Origin of the sequence: Microbacterium sp. HSID17254, assembly GCF_003989315.1 — a bacterium.
GTDB lineage: Bacteria > Actinomycetota > Actinomycetes > Actinomycetales > Microbacteriaceae > Microbacterium.
Genome location: NZ_RBLT01000011.1, coordinates 1 through 17,566, shown reverse-complemented (window position 1 = coordinate 17,566; position 17,566 = coordinate 1). Strand labels below are relative to the sequence as shown.

Annotated in this window: 20 protein-coding genes; 13 read left to right on the top strand and 7 right to left on the bottom strand. The window is 70.5% G+C overall.

Annotation, left to right across the window (positions count from 1 at the left end; all coding sequences use genetic code 11):
• The first annotated feature begins 2 nt into the window (after positions 1–2).
• The 4 genes from D8M34_RS08590 to D8M34_RS08575 are packed head-to-tail and all read left to right on the top strand — an operon-like array spanning position 3 to position 3,616.
• A complete protein-coding gene (locus D8M34_RS08590) occupies positions 3–1,064 on the top strand; it encodes an ABC transporter permease (RefSeq protein ID WP_126893766.1) in 1,062 nt (353 codons plus the stop codon).
• Positions 1,061–1,972: an ABC transporter permease gene (locus tag D8M34_RS08585; protein WP_062765822.1), complete on the top strand. Its 912-nt coding sequence runs from the start codon at positions 1,061–1,063 to the stop codon at positions 1,970–1,972. The genes D8M34_RS08590 and D8M34_RS08585 overlap by 4 nt, the downstream gene beginning before the upstream one ends.
• Positions 1,969–2,784 carry an ABC transporter ATP-binding protein gene (locus D8M34_RS08580; RefSeq protein WP_062765819.1) on the top strand — a complete coding sequence of 272 codons (816 nt, stop codon included), beginning with the start codon at positions 1,969–1,971 and terminating at the stop codon, positions 2,782–2,784. The genes D8M34_RS08585 and D8M34_RS08580 overlap by 4 nt, the downstream gene beginning before the upstream one ends.
• Entirely contained in the window at positions 2,777–3,616 is an 840-nt protein-coding gene (locus D8M34_RS08575; protein WP_025102817.1) for an ABC transporter ATP-binding protein, read from the top strand. Before D8M34_RS08580 ends, D8M34_RS08575 begins: the two co-directional genes overlap by 8 nt.
• A gap of 59 nt (positions 3,617–3,675) precedes the next feature.
• Here the strand turns inward: D8M34_RS08575 and D8M34_RS08570 are convergent, their stop codons facing one another.
• Positions 3,676–4,380 (bottom strand): hypothetical protein, encoded by a 705-nt coding sequence (locus D8M34_RS08570; RefSeq protein WP_126893765.1) that lies wholly within the window; start codon positions 4,378–4,380, stop codon positions 3,676–3,678.
• Between the two features lie 224 nt (positions 4,381–4,604).
• On the opposite strand from D8M34_RS08570, the gene rpsF reads away from it, so the two are divergent.
• From rpsF to D8M34_RS08540, 6 genes are all read left to right on the top strand, one after another.
• Positions 4,605–4,973: a 30S ribosomal protein S6 gene (gene rpsF / locus D8M34_RS08565; protein WP_021201450.1), complete on the top strand. Its 369-nt coding sequence runs from the start codon at positions 4,605–4,607 to the stop codon at positions 4,971–4,973.
• A 5-nt stretch (positions 4,974–4,978) separates the two neighbouring features.
• Complete coding sequence (locus D8M34_RS08560) at positions 4,979–5,482, top strand: single-stranded DNA-binding protein (protein ID WP_025102815.1); 504 nt, start codon at positions 4,979–4,981, stop codon at positions 5,480–5,482.
• 71 nt (positions 5,483–5,553) lie between these two features.
• On the top strand, positions 5,554–5,808 hold the full coding sequence (gene rpsR, locus D8M34_RS08555) for a 30S ribosomal protein S18 (protein ID WP_017203799.1): 255 nt from the start codon (positions 5,554–5,556) through the stop codon (positions 5,806–5,808).
• Positions 5,809–5,819: 11 nt separating this feature from the next.
• Positions 5,820–6,272 carry a 50S ribosomal protein L9 gene (gene rplI / locus D8M34_RS08550; protein WP_025102814.1) on the top strand — a complete coding sequence of 151 codons (453 nt, stop codon included), beginning with the start codon at positions 5,820–5,822 and terminating at the stop codon, positions 6,270–6,272.
• Between the two features lie 140 nt (positions 6,273–6,412).
• On the top strand, positions 6,413–8,548 hold the full coding sequence (locus D8M34_RS08545) for a CapA family protein (protein WP_161973053.1): 2,136 nt from the start codon (positions 6,413–6,415) through the stop codon (positions 8,546–8,548).
• 16 nt (positions 8,549–8,564) lie between these two features.
• On the top strand, positions 8,565–8,930 hold the full coding sequence (locus tag D8M34_RS08540; RefSeq protein WP_071329808.1) for a cupin domain-containing protein: 366 nt from the start codon (positions 8,565–8,567) through the stop codon (positions 8,928–8,930).
• Between the two features lie 206 nt (positions 8,931–9,136).
• Here D8M34_RS08540 and D8M34_RS08535 read toward each other — a convergent pair whose 3' ends face one another.
• Together D8M34_RS08535 and D8M34_RS08530 are read right to left on the bottom strand one after the other, a co-directional pair.
• Positions 9,137–10,834, bottom strand: coding sequence for a hypothetical protein (locus tag D8M34_RS08535; protein WP_194088845.1), 1,698 nt, complete (start codon positions 10,832–10,834; stop codon positions 9,137–9,139).
• A 102-nt stretch (positions 10,835–10,936) separates the two neighbouring features.
• Positions 10,937–12,001, bottom strand: coding sequence for a hypothetical protein (locus D8M34_RS08530; RefSeq protein ID WP_126893763.1), 1,065 nt, complete (start codon positions 11,999–12,001; stop codon positions 10,937–10,939).
• A gap of 516 nt (positions 12,002–12,517) precedes the next feature.
• On the opposite strand from D8M34_RS08530, the gene dnaB reads away from it, so the two are divergent.
• On the top strand, positions 12,518–13,891 hold the full coding sequence (gene dnaB / locus D8M34_RS08525; protein ID WP_025102810.1) for a replicative DNA helicase: 1,374 nt from the start codon (positions 12,518–12,520) through the stop codon (positions 13,889–13,891).
• A gap of 9 nt (positions 13,892–13,900) precedes the next feature.
• Here dnaB and D8M34_RS08520 read toward each other — a convergent pair whose 3' ends face one another.
• Complete coding sequence (locus tag D8M34_RS08520) at positions 13,901–14,533, bottom strand: transcriptional regulator (RefSeq protein ID WP_126893762.1); 633 nt, start codon at positions 14,531–14,533, stop codon at positions 13,901–13,903.
• Between the two features lie 91 nt (positions 14,534–14,624).
• On the opposite strand from D8M34_RS08520, the gene D8M34_RS08515 reads away from it, so the two are divergent.
• A complete protein-coding gene (locus tag D8M34_RS08515; RefSeq protein ID WP_238695630.1) occupies positions 14,625–15,101 on the top strand; it encodes a hypothetical protein in 477 nt (158 codons plus the stop codon).
• Here D8M34_RS08515 and D8M34_RS08510 read toward each other — a convergent pair.
• Positions 15,098–15,703 (bottom strand): TetR/AcrR family transcriptional regulator, encoded by a 606-nt coding sequence (locus D8M34_RS08510; protein WP_126893761.1) that lies wholly within the window; start codon positions 15,701–15,703, stop codon positions 15,098–15,100. The genes D8M34_RS08515 and D8M34_RS08510 overlap by 4 nt on opposite strands.
• A gap of 32 nt (positions 15,704–15,735) precedes the next feature.
• Here D8M34_RS08510 and D8M34_RS08505 point away from each other — a divergent pair, with 32 nt between their 5' ends.
• On the top strand, positions 15,736–16,728 hold the full coding sequence (locus D8M34_RS08505; protein ID WP_238695629.1) for a DMT family transporter: 993 nt from the start codon (positions 15,736–15,738) through the stop codon (positions 16,726–16,728).
• On the opposite strand, the gene D8M34_RS08500 is transcribed toward D8M34_RS08505, so the two are convergent.
• The gene (locus tag D8M34_RS08500) at positions 16,668–16,895 is read right to left on the bottom strand and encodes an RNA-binding S4 domain-containing protein (RefSeq protein WP_025102805.1); all 228 of its coding nucleotides are present in this window, start codon (positions 16,893–16,895) and stop codon (positions 16,668–16,670) included. The genes D8M34_RS08505 and D8M34_RS08500 overlap by 61 nt on opposite strands.
• Positions 16,896–16,923: 28 nt before the next feature.
• Positions 16,924–17,566 (bottom strand): hypothetical protein (locus D8M34_RS18975; RefSeq protein ID WP_238695628.1); only part of this gene is annotated, 643 nt, incomplete at its 5' end.

Below are 17,566 nucleotides of genomic sequence, written 5' to 3'. Positions count from 1 at the left end.
CCATGACGACAGTGGCCGTGCAGAGGCAGGCGCAGCGGCGCCGCTCGCCTCTCGTCGGATACCTGCTGCGGCGGGCCGGGACCTCTCTGCTCCTGTTGGTGGGCGTGACGATCGTCACGTTCGCGCTCACCAACCTGGTGCCGGGAGACCCGGTCTCGGCCGCGCTCGGTGAGGGCGCGTCGCAGAACCCCGCGACGCGCGAGGCGTTCATCAAGGCGAACGGACTCGACCAGCCGCTGTTCGTGCAGTACTTCATCTATATGGGGAACCTGCTCCGCGGGGACCTCGGCACGTCGCTGGTGACCGGACGCCCGGTCACCAGCGACCTCGCCACCGCGGTGCCCGCGACGATCGAGATCGCGATCGGCGCGATCATCGTCAGCCTCGCGGTCAGCATCGTGCTCGGCACCCTGGCCGCCTACCGCCGCGGCCTCGTCACCGACCAGGTCATCCGCGTCGTCACGCTCGTCGGGCTCAGCGTCCCGACCTTCTGGCTCGCTCTGGTCAGCTTCTACGTGTTCTTCCTGGAGCTGCGGATCGCGCCCGGCTCCGGACGCATCTCGCCGTCGATCACCCCGCCGCCGCGCGTGACCGGGCTCTACACGGTCGACTACCTGCTGAACGGCGACGCGGTCGGCTTCTTCGACGCCCTCGCGCACCTCGCGCTTCCGGTCATGGTGCTCTCGCTCGTGACCATCGGGCTGCTCACCCGCTTCATCCGCACGTCGGTGCTCGAGGTCCTCGGCAGCGACTACGTGCGCGCGGCCCGGGCCAAGGGCCTGCCGGCGATGCGCGTCATCGTCGACTACGTGCTCCGGGGCGCCTCGCTGCCGATCCTCACCGTGGTGGGTGTCGCGTTCGGGGCCCTGCTCTCCGGAACCGTGCTCGTCGAGTCGGTGTTCGCCTGGCCGGGGCTGGGCACCTACGCCTACAACTCCGCCGCCAACCTCGACCTGCCCGGCATCATGGGCGTCGGTCTCGTGGTCGGCGTCATCTACCTCCTCATCAACTTCATCGTGGACCTGCTCTACGGCGTGCTCGACCCGAGAGTGAGGATCGCATGAGCCGCATCGCCGCAGCGACCCCCGCCGGACGCTTCCGCTTCCGCTGGCCGCGTGCCTGGCGCACTCCGCTCGGCATCATCGGCACCGTCATCGCCGGTGCGTGGATCATCGTCGCCTTCACCGCGCAGTGGTGGGTGCCCTACCCGCCGAACGCGCAGGTGCTGCCGCGCCTGCAGCCGCCGGGCATCGACACAATCCTCGGTACCGACGGCAACGGCCGCGACATCTTCTCCCGGTTGATGACCGGCGCGACGGTGAGTCTGCCGCTCGCGCTCATGCTCGTGATCGCCGCCCTCATCATCGGCACCCTCATCGGCGCGGTCGCCGGGTACTTCGGGCGCGCCGTCGACGAGACGCTCATGCGCATCACCGACCTCTTCATGGCCTTCCCGACCGTGATCCTCGCCATGGTGGTCGCGGCCTCGCTCGGCCCCTCGCTGTTCAACGCCGTCATCGCCGCGATCGTGGTCTCGTGGCCGCAGTACGCCCGCGTCACCCGCAGCATCGTGCTCGGTCTCCGCGGGCAGAACTATGTGATCGCCGGGCGCCTGCTCGGCCACTCGCCGCTGCGCACGCTCTTCGTCGACATCCTGCCGAACATCGCCGGCCCGGTCCTCGTGCTCGCGACGCTCGACATCGGCGCGGCGATCCTGCTCCTCTCAGGGCTCTCCTTCCTCGGTCTCGGTGCGCAGCCGCCGACGGCGGAGTGGGGGTCGATGATCTCCGGGGCGATGCAGAACTTCGACGCCTGGTGGCTCGGAGTCTTCCCGGGACTCGCGATCCTCACCGTGGTGCTCGCGTTCAACTTCCTGGGCGACGCGATGCGCGACGTGCTCGACCCGACAGCCGAGATCACACACGAGAAGCAGGCGGAGCACACCGCCTCCGCGACGGGGGTGCCCGCATGACCGCGCAGAGCACGGCGACGCTGAGCATCCGCGACCTCACGATCGACATCGGCCGTCCGCTGGTGAAGGGCGTGTCCCTGGAGCTCGAACCCGGGCGCATCCACGGCCTCGCGGGGGAGTCGGGCTCCGGTAAGACGCTCACCTCCCTGGCGGTGCTCGGCCTCCTGCCGCGACAGGCGAAGACCGGCGGCTCGATCCTGCTCGCGGGGGAGGAGCTCGTCGGTCGCAACCGCCGGGGGCTCAACCGCGTCCGCGGGAAGCGCATCGCGATGGTCTTCCAGGACCCGTCGGCCTCGCTGCACCCGCAGCTGCCGGTCGGCCGCCAGCTCACCGACCACATGCGCGTGCACCTCGGACTCAAGGGGGCCGCTGCGCGCGAGCGGGCGGTGGAGCTGCTCCAGACCGTGCAGGTGCCGAACCCGGCCGAGGCCCTGAAGCGGTATCCCCATCAGTTCTCCGGCGGACAGCGGCAGCGCATCGCGATCGCGTGCGCCCTCGCGTGCGACCCGGAGGTGCTGCTCGCGGACGAGCCGACGACCGCCCTCGACGTGACGGTGCAGGCCGGCATCCTGAAGCTCCTGCGCGACCTCGCGATCGAGCGGAATCTCGCCGTTCTGCTCGTGACCCACGACCTGGGCGTGATGAGTGCGATCGCGGACACGGTCGCCGTCATGAAGGACGGCCGCATCGTCGAGCTCGCCGATCGGGAGACGCTCTTCCGCGCCCCGCAGCACGAGTACACCCGCATGCTGCTCGCGGCCCTGCCGGGGTCGCGCATCGACGAGAGCCCCGAGGAGGCTGCGGATGAGTGAGGTCAGCGTCCTCGACGCCCGCGACGTGGTGGTGCGGTACCCGGGCACCCCGCCCGTGATCGCGGTCAACGGCGTCTCGCTGAGTGTCGCGGCGGGAGAGACGGTCGCCCTCGTGGGCGAATCCGGCAGCGGCAAGTCGAGCCTGGCCCGCGCCGTCGTCGGCATCGAGAAGACCGCCGCCGGGACGGTGTCGTTCCGCGGCGCCCCCGTCGCGCCGCTGGGGATCCGCCGTCGTGACACGGCGCTCACCGGCATCCAGATGGTCTTCCAGGACCCGGCGACCTCGCTGAACCCGCGCCGGCGGATCGGCGACCAGATCTCCGACGGCATCGCGACCGCCCGTGCGCGCGGTGCCGCCGGCTCCACCGTGGAGGAGTGGCTGGAGCGGGTGGGACTGCCCGCCGAGGTGCGCACCCGCTTCCCGCATCAGTTCTCCGGCGGCCAGAAGCAGCGCATCGCGATCGCCCGAGCGCTCGCGGCGCGGCCCTCGCTGCTCGTGGCCGACGAGCCCATCTCCGCCCTCGACGCGTCCACCCAGACGAGTGTCGCGGGACTCATGCGCGATCTCGTGGCCGAGTCCGGCGCGGGGATGCTCTTCATCTCCCACGACCTCGCCGTCGTGCGCCGCATCGCCGACCGCACGTTCGTGATGTTCGGCGGGAGGGTGCTCGAATCGGGACCGACCGACGAGCTCTGGGCGGCGCCGCGGCACCCTTACACGCAGGCGCTGCTCGCCGCGATCCCGGAGCCCGACGGCACGGGGCGCATCCCTGAGGCGCCCTCCGCCGACGACCGTGCGGTCTGGGCCGAGGTGCCTCCCGTCGCCTACTGACGCCGGATACGGCGAAGGGCCGGAGCGTGCGCTCCGGCCCTTCCGTGTGTCCCGTCCGATCAGAGCGGCGCGACGATGTCCTGCTTCACGTCCCACTCGGTGATCTCGAGCGCGACGTCGACCGACTGGCCCTGGACGGTCGCGGAGCTGGTCGAGGCGAGGTTGACGTAGTCCTCGGTGACCTCGAACACGACCTCGACCGGCGTGCCCGCCTGCTCGACGGTGCCGCTGACGAGGTAGACCTTCTGGCCGAGGCGCTCGCCCGTACCGGTCACGGTGAAGTCGCCCGTGATGGCCTTCGCCGTCTCGGCGGGGTCCATGGCGGTGACGTCCTTCGCCGTGGTGCTGAGGCCGGCGATGATGGGGTCGCTCGACGACGGGTCGGCGGCCTGCCAGTCGCTCGAGGGCGACTTCACCCAGACGTCGTCGCCGATCGCGACGATCGAGCCCATCGGGGAGAGCGACTCCAGCGCCTTCTCGGCCGGGTTGAAGCGCGTGGTGGACTCCATGCCCATCACGACGGTCTTGGCGGCGTAGCCGGCGGTGTCGGTCATGGCCTCGGCGATGCAGGCGCCGAGCGCGGAGCCGTCGACGGTGGCACCGTCGGCGAGTTCGGGGCAGTCGCTGGACGGCGCTTCGGCCTCCTGCGATGCGGCACCGCTCGGCTTCGACTCGGCCGGCTTGTCCGACGCTCCCGCCGAACATCCGGTGAGCATGACGGCGGCGGCCAGCACGACGCCGACCCCCCACTTGTTGACGCGCATGGCGCCCCCCTCCAGGTCCGTGCCGATGACCGTCACCAGGCACGCCCTCCAGCATGCCAAGGTCGGGCGGGAAGTGCGGGAGGCAGCTCCGAGGAAACTCCGCTAGACTGTCGAGGTTGTCTGCCTTCCGGCGTCCACTCGGTCGCCTGGGGCGGGCACGTGCACACACCCTCCTGCTCCCGGGAAAGTCCCGAGAGCCGTTCTAGTCCGAAGGAGGTGGGTAAGTGACGCACCAGTACGAACTCATGGTCATTCTGACCCCCGAGATCGACGAGCGCCAGGTCGCCCCGACGCTCGACAAGTTCCTGAAGGTCATCACCAACGATGGTGGCTCTATCGAGAACGTCGACATCTGGGGCAAGCGCCGTCTCGCCTACGAGATCCAGAAGAAGACCGAGGGCATCTACGCCGTCGTCAACTTCACCGCGACCAGCGCCGCCACGCAGGAGCTCGACCGTCAGCTCAAGCTGAACGAGCAGATCATGCGCACCAAGGTGCTCCGCGCCGAAGAGGCTCAGGCGATGATCGCTTCCGAGGCCAAGCGCTCCGAAGAGAAGGCTGCCCGCAAGGCCGCCAAGGCTGCGAAGGCCTAAGTCTCATGGCCGGCGAAACCGTCATCACCGTGGTGGGCAACCTCACCGCCGACCCCGAGCTGCGCTACACGCAGAACGGGCTGCCGGTGGCGAACTTCACCATCGCATCGACGCCTCGCAACTTCGACCGTGCCGCGAACGAGTGGAAGGACGGCGAAGCGCTGTTCCTCCGCGCCTCGGTGTGGCGTGAGTTCGCCGAGCACGTGGCGGGCTCGCTCACCAAGGGCATGCGCGTGATCGCGCAGGGTCGTCTGCGCCAGCGTTCCTACCAGGACCGTGAGGGCAACCAGCGCACCGCGATCGAGCTGGAGGTCGACGAGATCGGCCCCTCGCTGCGGTACGCGACCGCGCAGGTCACCCGTGCGGCCTCGGGCGGTGGCGGCGGGGGGCAGTCCCGTCCCGCGCAGCAGCAGCAGGTGTCGGAGGAGCCGTGGTCCACGCCCGGCTCGTCGACCAGCGCCGATGCCTGGAGCACTCCGGGCAGCTTCGGCGACGACACCCCCTTCTGAAAACACTTCTTCACGGGTGGGTCCCTGAGCTTGTCGAAGGGCCGCACCCCGCTCATCACTAAGGAAAAGCAATGGCTGGAAAGTCGAGCGGCGACCGCCGCAAGCCGCGGAAGGGCGCGAAGAACGCCGCTCCCGCGAAGTCCATCCGGGTCGGCGTCATCGATTACAAGGATGTCGCCACCCTCCGCAAGTTCGTCTCGGAGCGCGGCAAGATCCGCGCCCGTCGCATCACCGGTGTGTCGGTGCAGGAGCAGCGTCTGATCGCCACCGCGATCAAGAACGCGCGCGAGATGGCGCTCCTGCCCTACGCTGGCGCCGGCCGGTAAGGGGTACTGAGATGGCAAAGCTGATTCTCACGAACGAGGTCGCCGGGCTGGGTAGCGCCGGTGACGTGGTCGAGGTCAAGAACGGGTACGCCCGCAACTACCTCATCCCCCAGGGCTTCGCTACGGCGTGGACCCGTGGTGGCGAAAAGCAGGTCGCGTCGATCCAGGCCGCGCGTCAGGCACGCGCGATCCACGACCGCGACGAGGCGGTGGCCCTGAAGAACACCCTCGAGGGCACCAAGGTGCGTCTCGCGGTGAAGGCCGGCAAGGAAGGCCGTCTGTTCGGCTCGGTGAAGACCGCCGACGTCGCAGAGGCCGTCACGGCTGCGGGCCTCGGCTCGATCGACAAGCGCAAGGTGCACATCCCCTCGCCCATCAAGGCGACCGGTGAGCACGAGGCGACCGTGCGTCTGCACGAGGACGTCACTGCCGTCATCACGCTGCAGGTCGTCGCCGCCAAGTAAGGCACCCGACGGGCGCACGCCTGTCGAACGGAACGCCCCCTGTCCTCCGGGACAGGGGGCGTTCTGCATCGGGACGAGGTGAGGATCAGGCGACATTTCTCATACGCCGACGCAACATGCTGTGCTGTTGGCTCGATTCCATGGTGACACCACCCCCCTTCCCGACATCCAGAGCGCCCTGGGGCGATGCCGCGAAGGGGCTGCTGATCGTCCTCGTGGTGTTCTGGCACGTCGTGCTGAAGACCTACCTGCAGGTCGACTGGCGGCTCGGCATCCCCCTCCCCGGAGCCTGGGGTCTCGCGAGCGACCTCATCTGGCCGTTCCTCATGCCGTTGTTCCTGTTCCTGTCCGGGTACTTCGCCTCCGCGGCGCTGGCCCGACCGTGGGCCGTCGTGTTCCGTCCCCGCGTCGTCCGCTTCCTCTACCTGTATCTGCTGTGGAGCCTCATCCACGCCGCCGCGATGTGGGCATTCCCGGACTTCCCGACGTTCGTGCCGCGGAGCGTCTCCGCGTTCGTGGAGGGGGTGACGATCAGCCCGCCGAACACCTGGTACCTCTACGCGCTCGCGCTGTACTTCGTCGTCGCGAAGGGCCTGCACCGACTGCCGCGCGGCGTCCTGCTGGTGGGTGCCGGCATGCTCTCGGTGGCGGTGGCCGCCGGACTGGTCGACGTGGTGAGCAACCGCGGATCGCTCCTCTACAACCTCTTCTTCTTCCTCGGAGGTGCATACCTCGCGCCGCGCATCCGTCGCTTCACCGCTCGACCGCGACCCGCACTCGCCGGGGCCCTGATCCTCGGGTACCTCGCCGCCTACGCCGTCATGCGCGTGACGGGCACGGAGACCGTTCCCGGGGTGTGGCCGACCGTGTCCGTCCTCGGGGTGGCGATGGGAATCGCGGTCGCCCCGATCCTCGCGGGCCTCCCTCTGGTCGGGCGGGGTCTGCAGGCGCTCGGCGTCCGCACCCTGCCGATCTACCTCCTGCACATGCCGCTGCTCGCGCTCGCCGACGCCGCGCTCGTGGGAGTGCTGTCCGACGCGGGGCAGGCGGTGCAGCTGATCGCGGCCCTCCTGCTCCCGATCGTGCTCACGGTGGGTCTCGTCGCCGCGTGCATCGGCCTCGATCGGCTCACCGCTCGCGACGGACTCGCCTGGCTGTGGGATCTGCCTCGTCGGCGGGCCGCGGTCGACGGCGCGCCACGCAGAGTCCCCTGGCGGACCCCGGTCGCGGTGCTGGCACTGCTGGGGGTCGGCCTCGCCGTCACCGCGGCAGCGGCGATCCCCGCTCGGCCTTCCGCGATCATCGACCGCGCCGCCACCAGCGAGGGAGAAGTCAGCATCGGCGCCGTGGGCGACATCCTGCTGTACGACGCGTCGCGCGGAATCCCGGCGGATCGCGGGCGATCGACCTTCGACGAGGTACGCCCCTGGTTCACCGAGGACCTCGTCACCGGCAATCTGGAGCAGGTGATCGCGGCGGACACCGGCGTCGACAAGTGCGGCGGGAGCGACCACTGCCTCGCGTTCCGCAGCGAGCCGGATGCCGCTGCGGCGCTGCGCGGCTTCGACGTGCTCAATCAGGCGAACAACCACAGTCACGACTTCGGCCGGAAGGGCGTCGACGAGACGAGGGCCGTTCTGCGCGCGGAGGGCATGGACGCCGTCGGGGACCGGAACGAGGTCGTCGTGACGAGGGTGGGGGAGACCACCGTGGCCCTGGTCGGCTTCGCGCCCTATGGGGGATTCAACCGGGTCACCGACCTGCGTCACGTCGGTCAGGTCGTGCGTGCGGCGGCGGAGCAGGCCGACCTCGTCGTCGTCCACGCGCACATGGGCGCCGAGGGACCGGAGGCCGACGCGGTCACCGGGGGGACCGAGCTCAGCTTCGGGGAGAACCGGGGAGATCCGCAGGCGTTCGCGCACGCGGCCGTCGACGCCGGGGCCGATCTGGTGGTCGGGCACGGCCCGCACGTCGTCCGGGGTGCGGAGTTCTACCGCGGCCGCCTCATCGCGTACAGTCTGGGCAACTTCGCGGGAGGGGGCGTCTTCGGGGCCGAGGAGGAGACGCGCTTCGGCGCCTACCTGTCGGTCCGTCTCCGTGCCGACGGAACGTTTCTCGGCGGACAGGTCCGCTCGATCCGCTTGGCGGCCGACGGCGGCGCCCCGGAGCCCGATCCGACCGGTCGGGCCGGCGCCCTGATGGACGAGCGCGGCCGGCGGGACTTCCCGGGCAGTGCTGTCGTCGTCGACGCCGACGGGTCGATCGTCCTGCCGTGAGGATAGGCTGCTGGCCATGACGGACGACGTTCGCAATGTGCACGAGGCCCTGTCCACCATCCACGAGCACTGGCAGCCGCACCGGCTGACGAGCGTCAACGACTACGACGTCAAGGTCGTGAAGCTGCAGGGCGAATTCGTCTGGCACACGCATCCCGAGACCGACGAGCTGTTCTTCGTGGTGAGCGGACGCCTGACGATCCAGCTCCGCGACCGCGACGTCGTCCTGAACCCGAACGACGTGTTCGTGGTGCCCCGGGGCGTCGAGCACTGCCCGAAAGCCGAGGAAGAGGTGCACGCGATCCTCTTCGAGCCGAAGGGCACGGTCAACACCGGAGACGCAGGCGGCGACATGACGGCGGAGCTCCAGGAGCTCGGCTAAGCCCCCGCATCGCGTCCCGTGCGTCCGCAGAACGGGCACACGGATGCCCCGCGGTGGGGGGACCACGGGGCATCCGCCGTTTGCGCGGCGGTCACGCTCGGCAGAGGAAGCGCAGCGAGGGCTGCACCGCACGTGCGGACGCTGCCGCGCACCGGCGGGGGCGAGTCTCCTCCCCCGAGGACATCGCCGCCGCCGGGGCTCAGCGCCTACGCCGTGCGACGGCGCAGCAGGCCCGCACCTCCCAGCAGCAGGAGAGCGGCGAGGGCCCACAGCCACGCGGCCGAGGCGCCACCGGTCATCGCGAGGCCGGTGGCCTCACCCGTCGCGGCGGCACCCGCAGCCCAGGGCATGCTGGTCATGCCGGCTCCGGTGCTCGGCGTCGTTCCCGGGTTCACTCCGGGGTCGGTGCCGGGGTTGGTGCCGGGGTCCGTGCCGGGGTCGGTGCCGGGGTTGGTGCCGGGATCAGTGCCCGGATCCGTGCCCGGGTCCGTTCCGGGGTTCGTGCCGGGATCGGTCACCGTGCTTTCGCCGACGACGGAGATCGCGTTCCCGCCGATCGTGATGGGAAGCGTCACGGGGAGCTCCAGCTGAGTCCCGCCGAGGATGCTGTCGTCGCCGCCGGTGGTGCTGCCTCCGGTCGCGGGTGCGGTCGGGGACGTGGTGCCGCCGGTGGTGCCGGTGACGGTGGCGTCGTCGGTGACGGAGATGGCGTTGCCGGTGACGCCGATGGGGGCGGTCACGGGTGCGACCACCTGGGTGCCGCCGAGGGTGCTGTCGTCGCCCCCGGTGGTGCTGCCTCCGGCCGCGGGTGCGGTCGGGGCCGCGGTGCCGCTGGAGGTGCCGGAGGCCTCGCTGTCGCCGAGGAGCGAGATGGCGTTGCCGCCGACGCTGACCGGGGCCGTCACCGGGGCGACGACCTGGGTGCCGCTCGCGGTGCCGTCCTCGCCCGAGGTGCTTGACCCGGTCGCGGGTGCGGTCGGGGTCGCAGTGCCGCCGGTGGTGCCGGAGGCCTCGCTGTCGCCGAGGAGCGAGATGGCGTTGCCGCCGACGGTGACAGGCGCCGTCACGGGTGCCACGGCCTGCGTGCCCCCGAGGATGCTGTCCTCACCGCCGGTGGTGCTGCCTCCGGCCGCGGGTGCGGTCGGGGCCGCGGTGCCGCCGGAGGTGCCGGAGGCCTCGCTGTCGCCGAGGAGCGAGATGGCGTTGCCGCCGACGGTGACCGGGGCCGTCACCGGGGCGACGACCTGGGTGCCGCTCGCGGTGCCGTCCTCGCCCGAGGTGCTCGACCCGGTCGCCGGGGCAGGCGCCGGTGCTGCGGCGCCCTCTCCCTCGGCGGCCGACTCGGAGTCACCGAGCAGCGAGATGGCGTTGTCGGACACGGTCACCGGGGCGTTGACCGCCACGAGAGCCTGGGTGCCCGAGAGCACACCATCCAGGCCGTCCGTGTCGAGGGAAAGCACCCCGGCCGCGTCAGGGGCCTGGGGAGCCGCGCTCTGGGGAGGAGCGGCGGCCGGGGTGCTGGTCGTGGAGTCTTCGGTGAGACTGATGGCGTTGTCCGTCACCGTGACGGGAAGGTTCACGGTCACCACGGCTTGGGTGCCGGATGCCGTGCCCTCCTCGCCGCTCGTCTGCGGAGCGGGGGCGGGAGCCGGGGCAGGGGCTGGTGCCGGTGCCGGTGCCGGAGCGGGGGCCGGGGCAGGCGCCGTGGATGCCGCGTCGCCGAGCACGGAGATCGCGTTGTCGACGACCGTGATCGGGGCGGTGATGGGCGCTACGGCCTGGGTGCCGGAGAGCAAGCCGTCGTCTCCGGATGTCTCGGCCGCATTGGCGGCCGTCGCGCCGAGCAGGGTGATCCCGCCGGCGATGAGCGTGCCCCAGAGGACGCGCTTCGCGTAGGTACGCATGATGGTTCTCCTGACGTGACTGGTCTGTCTGATGGGATGCACGCGAGGAAGTGCGCGCGCAGCACGGCATCTGTCATCCGGGTGGGATGACGTGACAGTCCGTCAGTCGGGAGAGACGTCGGTGTCGGCGACGGGGGCGCCCGGCAGGGCGTCGTCCCGTGCGCCGGCGGCCCGCTCCCAGGCACGGAGCGGGGTCGCGCCGATCTCGCTGAGGCGAGCGGGGGCGCTGGTGGAACCTCCGGCCGAGGTGGCGGAGGAAGAGGCGGGGGCGGCCGGAGCGGCCGGAGGAGCACCGAGCGGCACCGGAGCAGCGTCACCGGCGCCGACGTCCGAGGAGTGGGGCGCGGAGACCGGGCCTGCAAAGGAAGCCACGGTACGGAGCGCAGAGTGCTGGCCCGTGCTCGGGGAGGCCGACGGCGCGGGCGCAGGCTCGGGAAGCGCGGCGATCTCGTCGCGCGCCGTGGTCACACCCGCGGGGACGGAGCCCTCCGGGGTCTGCGGTGCGGCCGGCTCGTGTGGCGTGAGCACCTCGACGACCGGCGGAACGGTCTCCTCGACGACGCCGCCGATCAGGCCGGTCGTGCCATCGACGACGCCGACGACGTTCTCGACCAGGTCGATGGCGCCGGAGTCGACGACGATTCCGCCGACCAGCGGAAGGCCGCCGACGAGGTCGAGTACGGGCGCCGTGATCTGTGAGACCGGTGCAGAGCCGAGCGCGTCGGTCACGGGCTCGACGACCGTCTCGGTGGTCTCGGCGACCGCCTCGAGCACCGGGGCCGCGGTGTCTCCGACGACCGGGACCTGCGTCACCGTCTCGGTCACCGTCTCGACGAGGGCGGGAGCGGCCTCCTGCACGGGAGCGACGGTGTGGGTCACGACCGGAGCCACGACCTCGTGCACCACGGGCGCGACGACCTCCTGGACCACCGGAGTCGCCACCTGGTTCACCACCGGAGCCACGACGTCGTTCACGACCGGCTTCGTCACGGCGGTGACGGTCTCGGATACGACAGAGGTGAGGCTGTCGAGCGGACCCTTCGGCTGCTCGTCCGCGTGCGCGGATCCGCCGCCGGTGAGGACGGTCAGGGCTGCCCAGGCGAGCGCGCCGATTCCACCCCAGAGGACGGCGTGGGGTACGCCGCGTCGGGTGGTCCGAGCGTCCACGTCGTCCTCCCCCTCCGAAGGTCCACGGGTGTGTCGATGGGAGGCAGAATACTCGCGGACCCCCTGTCTGTCCAGGGGCGTTTACATCCGATTCTTCTCGTGTCAGATCGTGACGCGCCCGGCGGATTTCCGGCTTGACTTTCCCCAGGTTCTACACATGCCCCCTCCGGAGGGGAAACCTTCAACGCGCAATTTAAGCTCGTTTTCATCCACAGGGTGGGGAAACGATGAAACCCTGGTCAGGGCAATAAAAAAAGTTCGGCGTTCACACCGTCCACCGGGTTATCCACACCTGTTCTGCACAGACACTCCGAGATTGTCCGCACGCTGTCCACATGGTTATCCACAGGCCGTGTTGCACCGTGTGGAGACCGCTCATAGCGTGGTCGAGCGACCGAATGTCGGGGGCACCTGCTTGTCTGGGGATGGCCGCCGCGCGGCCGCGGTCCCCCGCACCGGCGTCTGCGGATGCGCGCGCGGGGCCCGCCTCAGAACCGTCGCATCGAAGGGAACACAGTGTCGATCGCCGACATCTCCGAGGAGCGCCTGGGAGGGCAGCGTCCGCCCGAGCGCACCCCTCCGCACGACCTCCTCGCCGAGCAGAGCGCCCTGGGCGGCATGCTCCTGTCGAAGGACGCGGTCGCCGACGTGATCGAGACGCTCAAGGGCGCCGACTTCTACATCCCCAAGCACGAGCTCATCTTCGAGGCAATCCTCTCGCTCTACTCCCACGGTGAACCGACCGACGTCGTCGCGGTCACCGACGAGCTGATCAAGACCGGTGAGCTGAACAAGGCCGGCGGCGCCGACTACCTGCACACGCTCACGTCGATCGTTCCGACCGCGGCCAACGCCGGCTACTACGCCGGCATCGTCTCCGAGCGCGCGATCCTCCGCCGCCTCGTCGACGCCGGGACGCGCATCGTCCAGCTCGGCTACGACGGCCAGGGCGACGCGACCGACATCGTCAACAACGCGCAGGCCGAGATCTATTCGGTGACCGGCTCGGAGACGGCCGAGGACTACGTGCCGCTCACGGTCGCGGTCGACGCCGCGGTCGAGGAGATCGAGGCGGCCAACGGCCGCGACGGCTCCATGACCGGCATCCCCACCGGCTTCCGCGAGCTCGACGAGCTCACCAACGGCCTGCACGGCGGGCAGATGATCGTCGTCGCCGCGCGACCCGCGATGGGAAAGTCCACGCTCGCCCTCGACTTCGCCCGTGCGGCCTCGATCGGGCACGACTTCCCCTCGATTTTCTTCTCCCTCGAGATGGGCAAGAGCGAGATCGCGATGCGTCTGCTCAGCGCCGAGGGGGCGATCCCGCTGCAGAACATGCGCAAGGGAACTCTAGACCCGCGGGACTGGACGACGGTCGCCGCCACCCGCGGCCGCATCAACGACGCCCCGCTCTACATCGACGACAGCCCGAACATGACGCTCGTCGAGATCCGGGCGAAGTGCCGACGGCTGAAGCAGCGTGCCGGTCTGCGCATGGTCATCATCGACTATCTCCAGCTCATGACGTCGGGTAAGCGCGTCGAGTCCCGCCAGCAGGAGGTCTCGGAGTTCTCCCGAAGCCTCAAGCTCATCGCCAAGGAGCTGCAGGTCCCGGTCATCGCACTGTCGCAGCTGAACCGTGGTCCCGAGCAGCGCCAGGACAAGAAGCCCGCCATCAGCGACCTGCGAGAGTCCGGATCGATCGAGCAGGACGCCGACATGGTCATCCTGCTGCACCGCGACTCGGTCTACGACAAGGACGTCCGTCCCGGCGAGGCCGACCTCATCGTGGCCAAGCACCGTAACGGTCCGACCGCGACCATCACCGTCGCCTTCCAGGGGCACTACTCCCGGTTCGCCGACATGGCGCCGGGCGGCGACTTCAACTGATCCCCGGCGTCAGCTTCCTGCGTCGGACGCCGACTCCTCGCGGAGGCTGAGCCGGACGTGGCAGGAGTGCGCGCTCGTGAACGGGATCACGCGTTCGATCTCCACGGGTCCGCCGGCTCTCGCCAGCACCGACTTCATGAGCTCCTCGTGCACCCGGCAGACCACGGTCTGGTCATCGGTCAGCAGCGTGTGGAAGCGGCAGGGGGAGAGGTCGATGGTCATCGCCTTCTCGTCGATGTCGGGCTGCAGGCCCACGTCGTCGAGGTGATGGAACAGTGCGTCGAGCTGATGCGTCGCGGCCTCGGGCAGGCCCGATCGCGTCGCCGGGAGCACCGCGCGCATGAGGTCGCCGTGGCGGATCGCCTCCTGGACCCGCCGTTCCTCGATCTCATTGGGCTCACTCGGCAGCACGGGGGAGAAGCGGAGGCGCGGTCTTCCGCGCCGACCGGTGTGCTCCACCTCGGACCGGGCGAGCCCCTCGCCCTCGAGCACGCGGAGGTGGTCGCGAAGCGTGTTCACGTGGAGGCCCATGCGGAGGGAGAGCTCGGCGAGCCCGATTCCCGGGGAGTCCATCAAGGCGGCGAGAACCCGCAGCCGACTGCTCTGCATGAGTCCGCGATAGGCGTCGGTAGGACGTGGCATGTTACCCATTATCCCCTGAGTGGGAAGCGAGGGGCCGATTTCCACGGTCACCCACCGCCGGCGGTGCGGACCGCCCGGTTAGCCTGAGGCCATGACGGGTGGACGCACGATGACGGCGCTGCGCCTGCTGCTGCCCGCTTTCCTGCTCGGGGCGACCATCGCGATCTCGTTCCTGGAGGCACCGCTGAAGTTCCTGGCTCCCGGAATCACGATCCCGCTCGGTCTCGGCATCGGTCGCCTCGTGTTCACCGCCCTCAACGTCCTCGCGGGAGCGGTGCTCCTCGTGTTGACGGCGGTCAGCGTCCGTGCCCGTGCCGGGCGCTCCTCGGCTCTGCTGCTCGGCGGGCTGTGGCTGGTGTTCCTCGTCGAGGTCATCGTCATCCGCCCGATCCTCAATCGGCGCAGCGACCTCGTCATCACAGGGCAGGAGGCTCCGGGAACGGATGGCGCGCACTACGCCTACATCGTCGCGGACGTGACGATGGTGGTGCTGCTCGTGGCGTTCCTCGTGGTCACGGTGCGCGCGGTGCTGCCGCCGCGCGCGTCCTCACCGACGACCGGCGTCTAGGACGCGTCGGACGCCGCGGATTCCAGCAGTCGGCGCGCGCTGTCCCGAGCCGTCGCGAACGGCTCCGCGAACGTCCCCATGCCGACGGTGACGATCGCGCCTTCATAGAGGAGCATGAGCGTCTCGGCGAGCCGGTCCGGGTCGTGGAACCCGGCCTCACCGCAGAGCTCAGCGAAGACCGCGAGCAGCCACTCCTTCTCGCGACGAGCCTCGGCGAGCACCAGCGGGGCGTCCCCGGGGCCGTCGATCTCGGCGCGCGCGTTGATGGCGCTGCATCCCTTGGTGCTGTGGTCCGGCACCCAGGAGATGGCGGCATCGAAGATCGCGAGCACGCGGGCGGGCCCCGGCTCCGGGACCCGTGCGAGGTGAGCGGCGACGTGATCCCGCCAGCGGGCGTCCCGGTGCTGCAGGTAGGACACGACGAGCGCTTCCTTCGATCCGAAGCGGTCGTACAGGGTCTTCTTCGTCACCCCGGCCGCAGCGGCGATGGTGTCGACCCCGACGGCGTGGATGCCGCGCTCGTAGAAGAGGTCGGAGGCGGCGTCGAGCACGCGGCGCGCCCCGGGCGTCAGCGGCGGCAGCTCCGGCACGGTTGTCGACATGCAGCGAGTATACCAACCTGTATAGTGACGGGATGAGTAAACAGATCGGTATACTCTCCCGGGTCGTGACCGCGGGTGCGGCGGTGGCCTTCGTCCTCACGTGGAGCTCGGGATTCCTCATCCCCGCGGTCGCCACCGCGGACGTCGACCCGCTGACGCTCCTGGTCTGGCGGTTCACGCCGCTCGCCGTCCTGCTCGTGGTCCTCGCCGCGATGTCCGGAGCGACGAAGGGGATGACCGCGCGGGAACTCGGTGTCCAGGCGGTCATCGGCGCGCTCGCCCAGTTCGGTTACTGCGCTGCGGTGTACGCAGCCGTCGCGACGGGGATCGCCACCGGCACCGTCGCGCTGATCGACGCGGTCCAGCCGCTGCTCGTCGCCGTGCTGGTCGGGCCGGTGCTGGGCCTCCGTGTGCGGGGCGCCCAGGTGGCGGGACTGGTGATCGGGGCGGTGGGGGTGCTGCTCGTGGTGCAGTCCCAGTTCGGCGCGGGCTCCGCGCCGCTCGTCGCCTATCTGCTTCCGGCGGCGGCGATGGTCTGCCTCGTGATCGGCACGCTGGTGCAGCGGCGGACGGCCGTGCGCACGGGGGTGCTGCTGACCCTGACCATCCACGTGAGCGTGACCGCCGTGCTGCTTCTCGTCATCGCCGCGCTCGCCGGGGCACTCGTGCCGCCGGCGCGACCGTCGTTCTGGATCGCCATGGTCCTGACCGCCGTCTTCCCCACGCTCGGCGCCTATGGCCTCTACTGGTGGCTGCTGCGCCGGGTCGGCATCACCGCACTGCAGGCGCTGCTCTTCCTCGTCGCCCCGGCGACCGCGATCGGCGGGGCGCTGCTGCTCGGCGAACCCCTCACGGCGATCACGCTCGGCGGGTTCGTGCTGTGCGGCGCCGGGGTGACCGCGGTGCTCGTGAGCGAGGCGCGGAACCGGGGCGCAGAGGTGGAGGGAGGCTCCGCGACGCAGGGTCAGGGCCGGACGCGGACCGCCCGGCCCTCGAAGGTCACCACATCGCCGTCGCGGAGCTGACGCCCGCGGCGCCGGTCCACCTCGCCGTTCACGGTGACGTAGCCGTCGATGATGACCTCTTTCGCGTCGCCGCCCGAGTCCAGCAGTCCCGCGAACTTGAGGAACTGGCCGAGGCGGATGACCTCGCCGCCGATGGAGACCTCGTCGATCGGATCGGAGTTCGTCATCCTTGCATGCTAGCCGTCAGGGCCGCGGTCACTCGTCGACGTCGGTGCCGACGACCGCGAACGAGGCGTCGAAGGAGATGTCGATCGAGCGGTTGTCCGTGGTGAGGACGGAGGCGTCGTAGGGGCTGACATCGTCGGAGTCCACATCGAGGTCGGTGATCATCCCCTCGGCCTCGGCGAGGGCGGCGTCGACGAGAGTGCGGATGGTCTCCTCGTCCAGCGTGAGAGTCGGTCCCTTGTCGTCGTCGTCTGCGGCGTCGGTCGACACCACGGTCGCGGTGAGGTCGTCGTCCACGCGCACCTCGGTCTCGTCCCCGGCGGACGTGGTCAGCTGCACTTCCCACGTTCCGTCGCGCTTCGCGTCGATCGAGGTGACCTCGCCCTCGGCGGCGTCCTGGGCGGCGGCGGCGATCGCGAGGAGCTCGTCGACGTCGTCGGTGCCGATGCCGGTGACAGGGCCGCGGTCGCCCCGGTCTCCGCTCGGGCGGGCATCCTCATCGCCGCGGTGGTCACCGCGCGGGCCGTGGTCGCCCTCGTGTCGGGGGCCCTCCATGGCGGGGCGGTCGTCGTCGTCGCCGAACTCGTCGCCGATCGCGGCACCCACCGCGACGCCTCCGCCGGCGAGCAGCACCGCGGCCGCGATCCCGCCGCCGATCAGGAGCGCGCGCTTA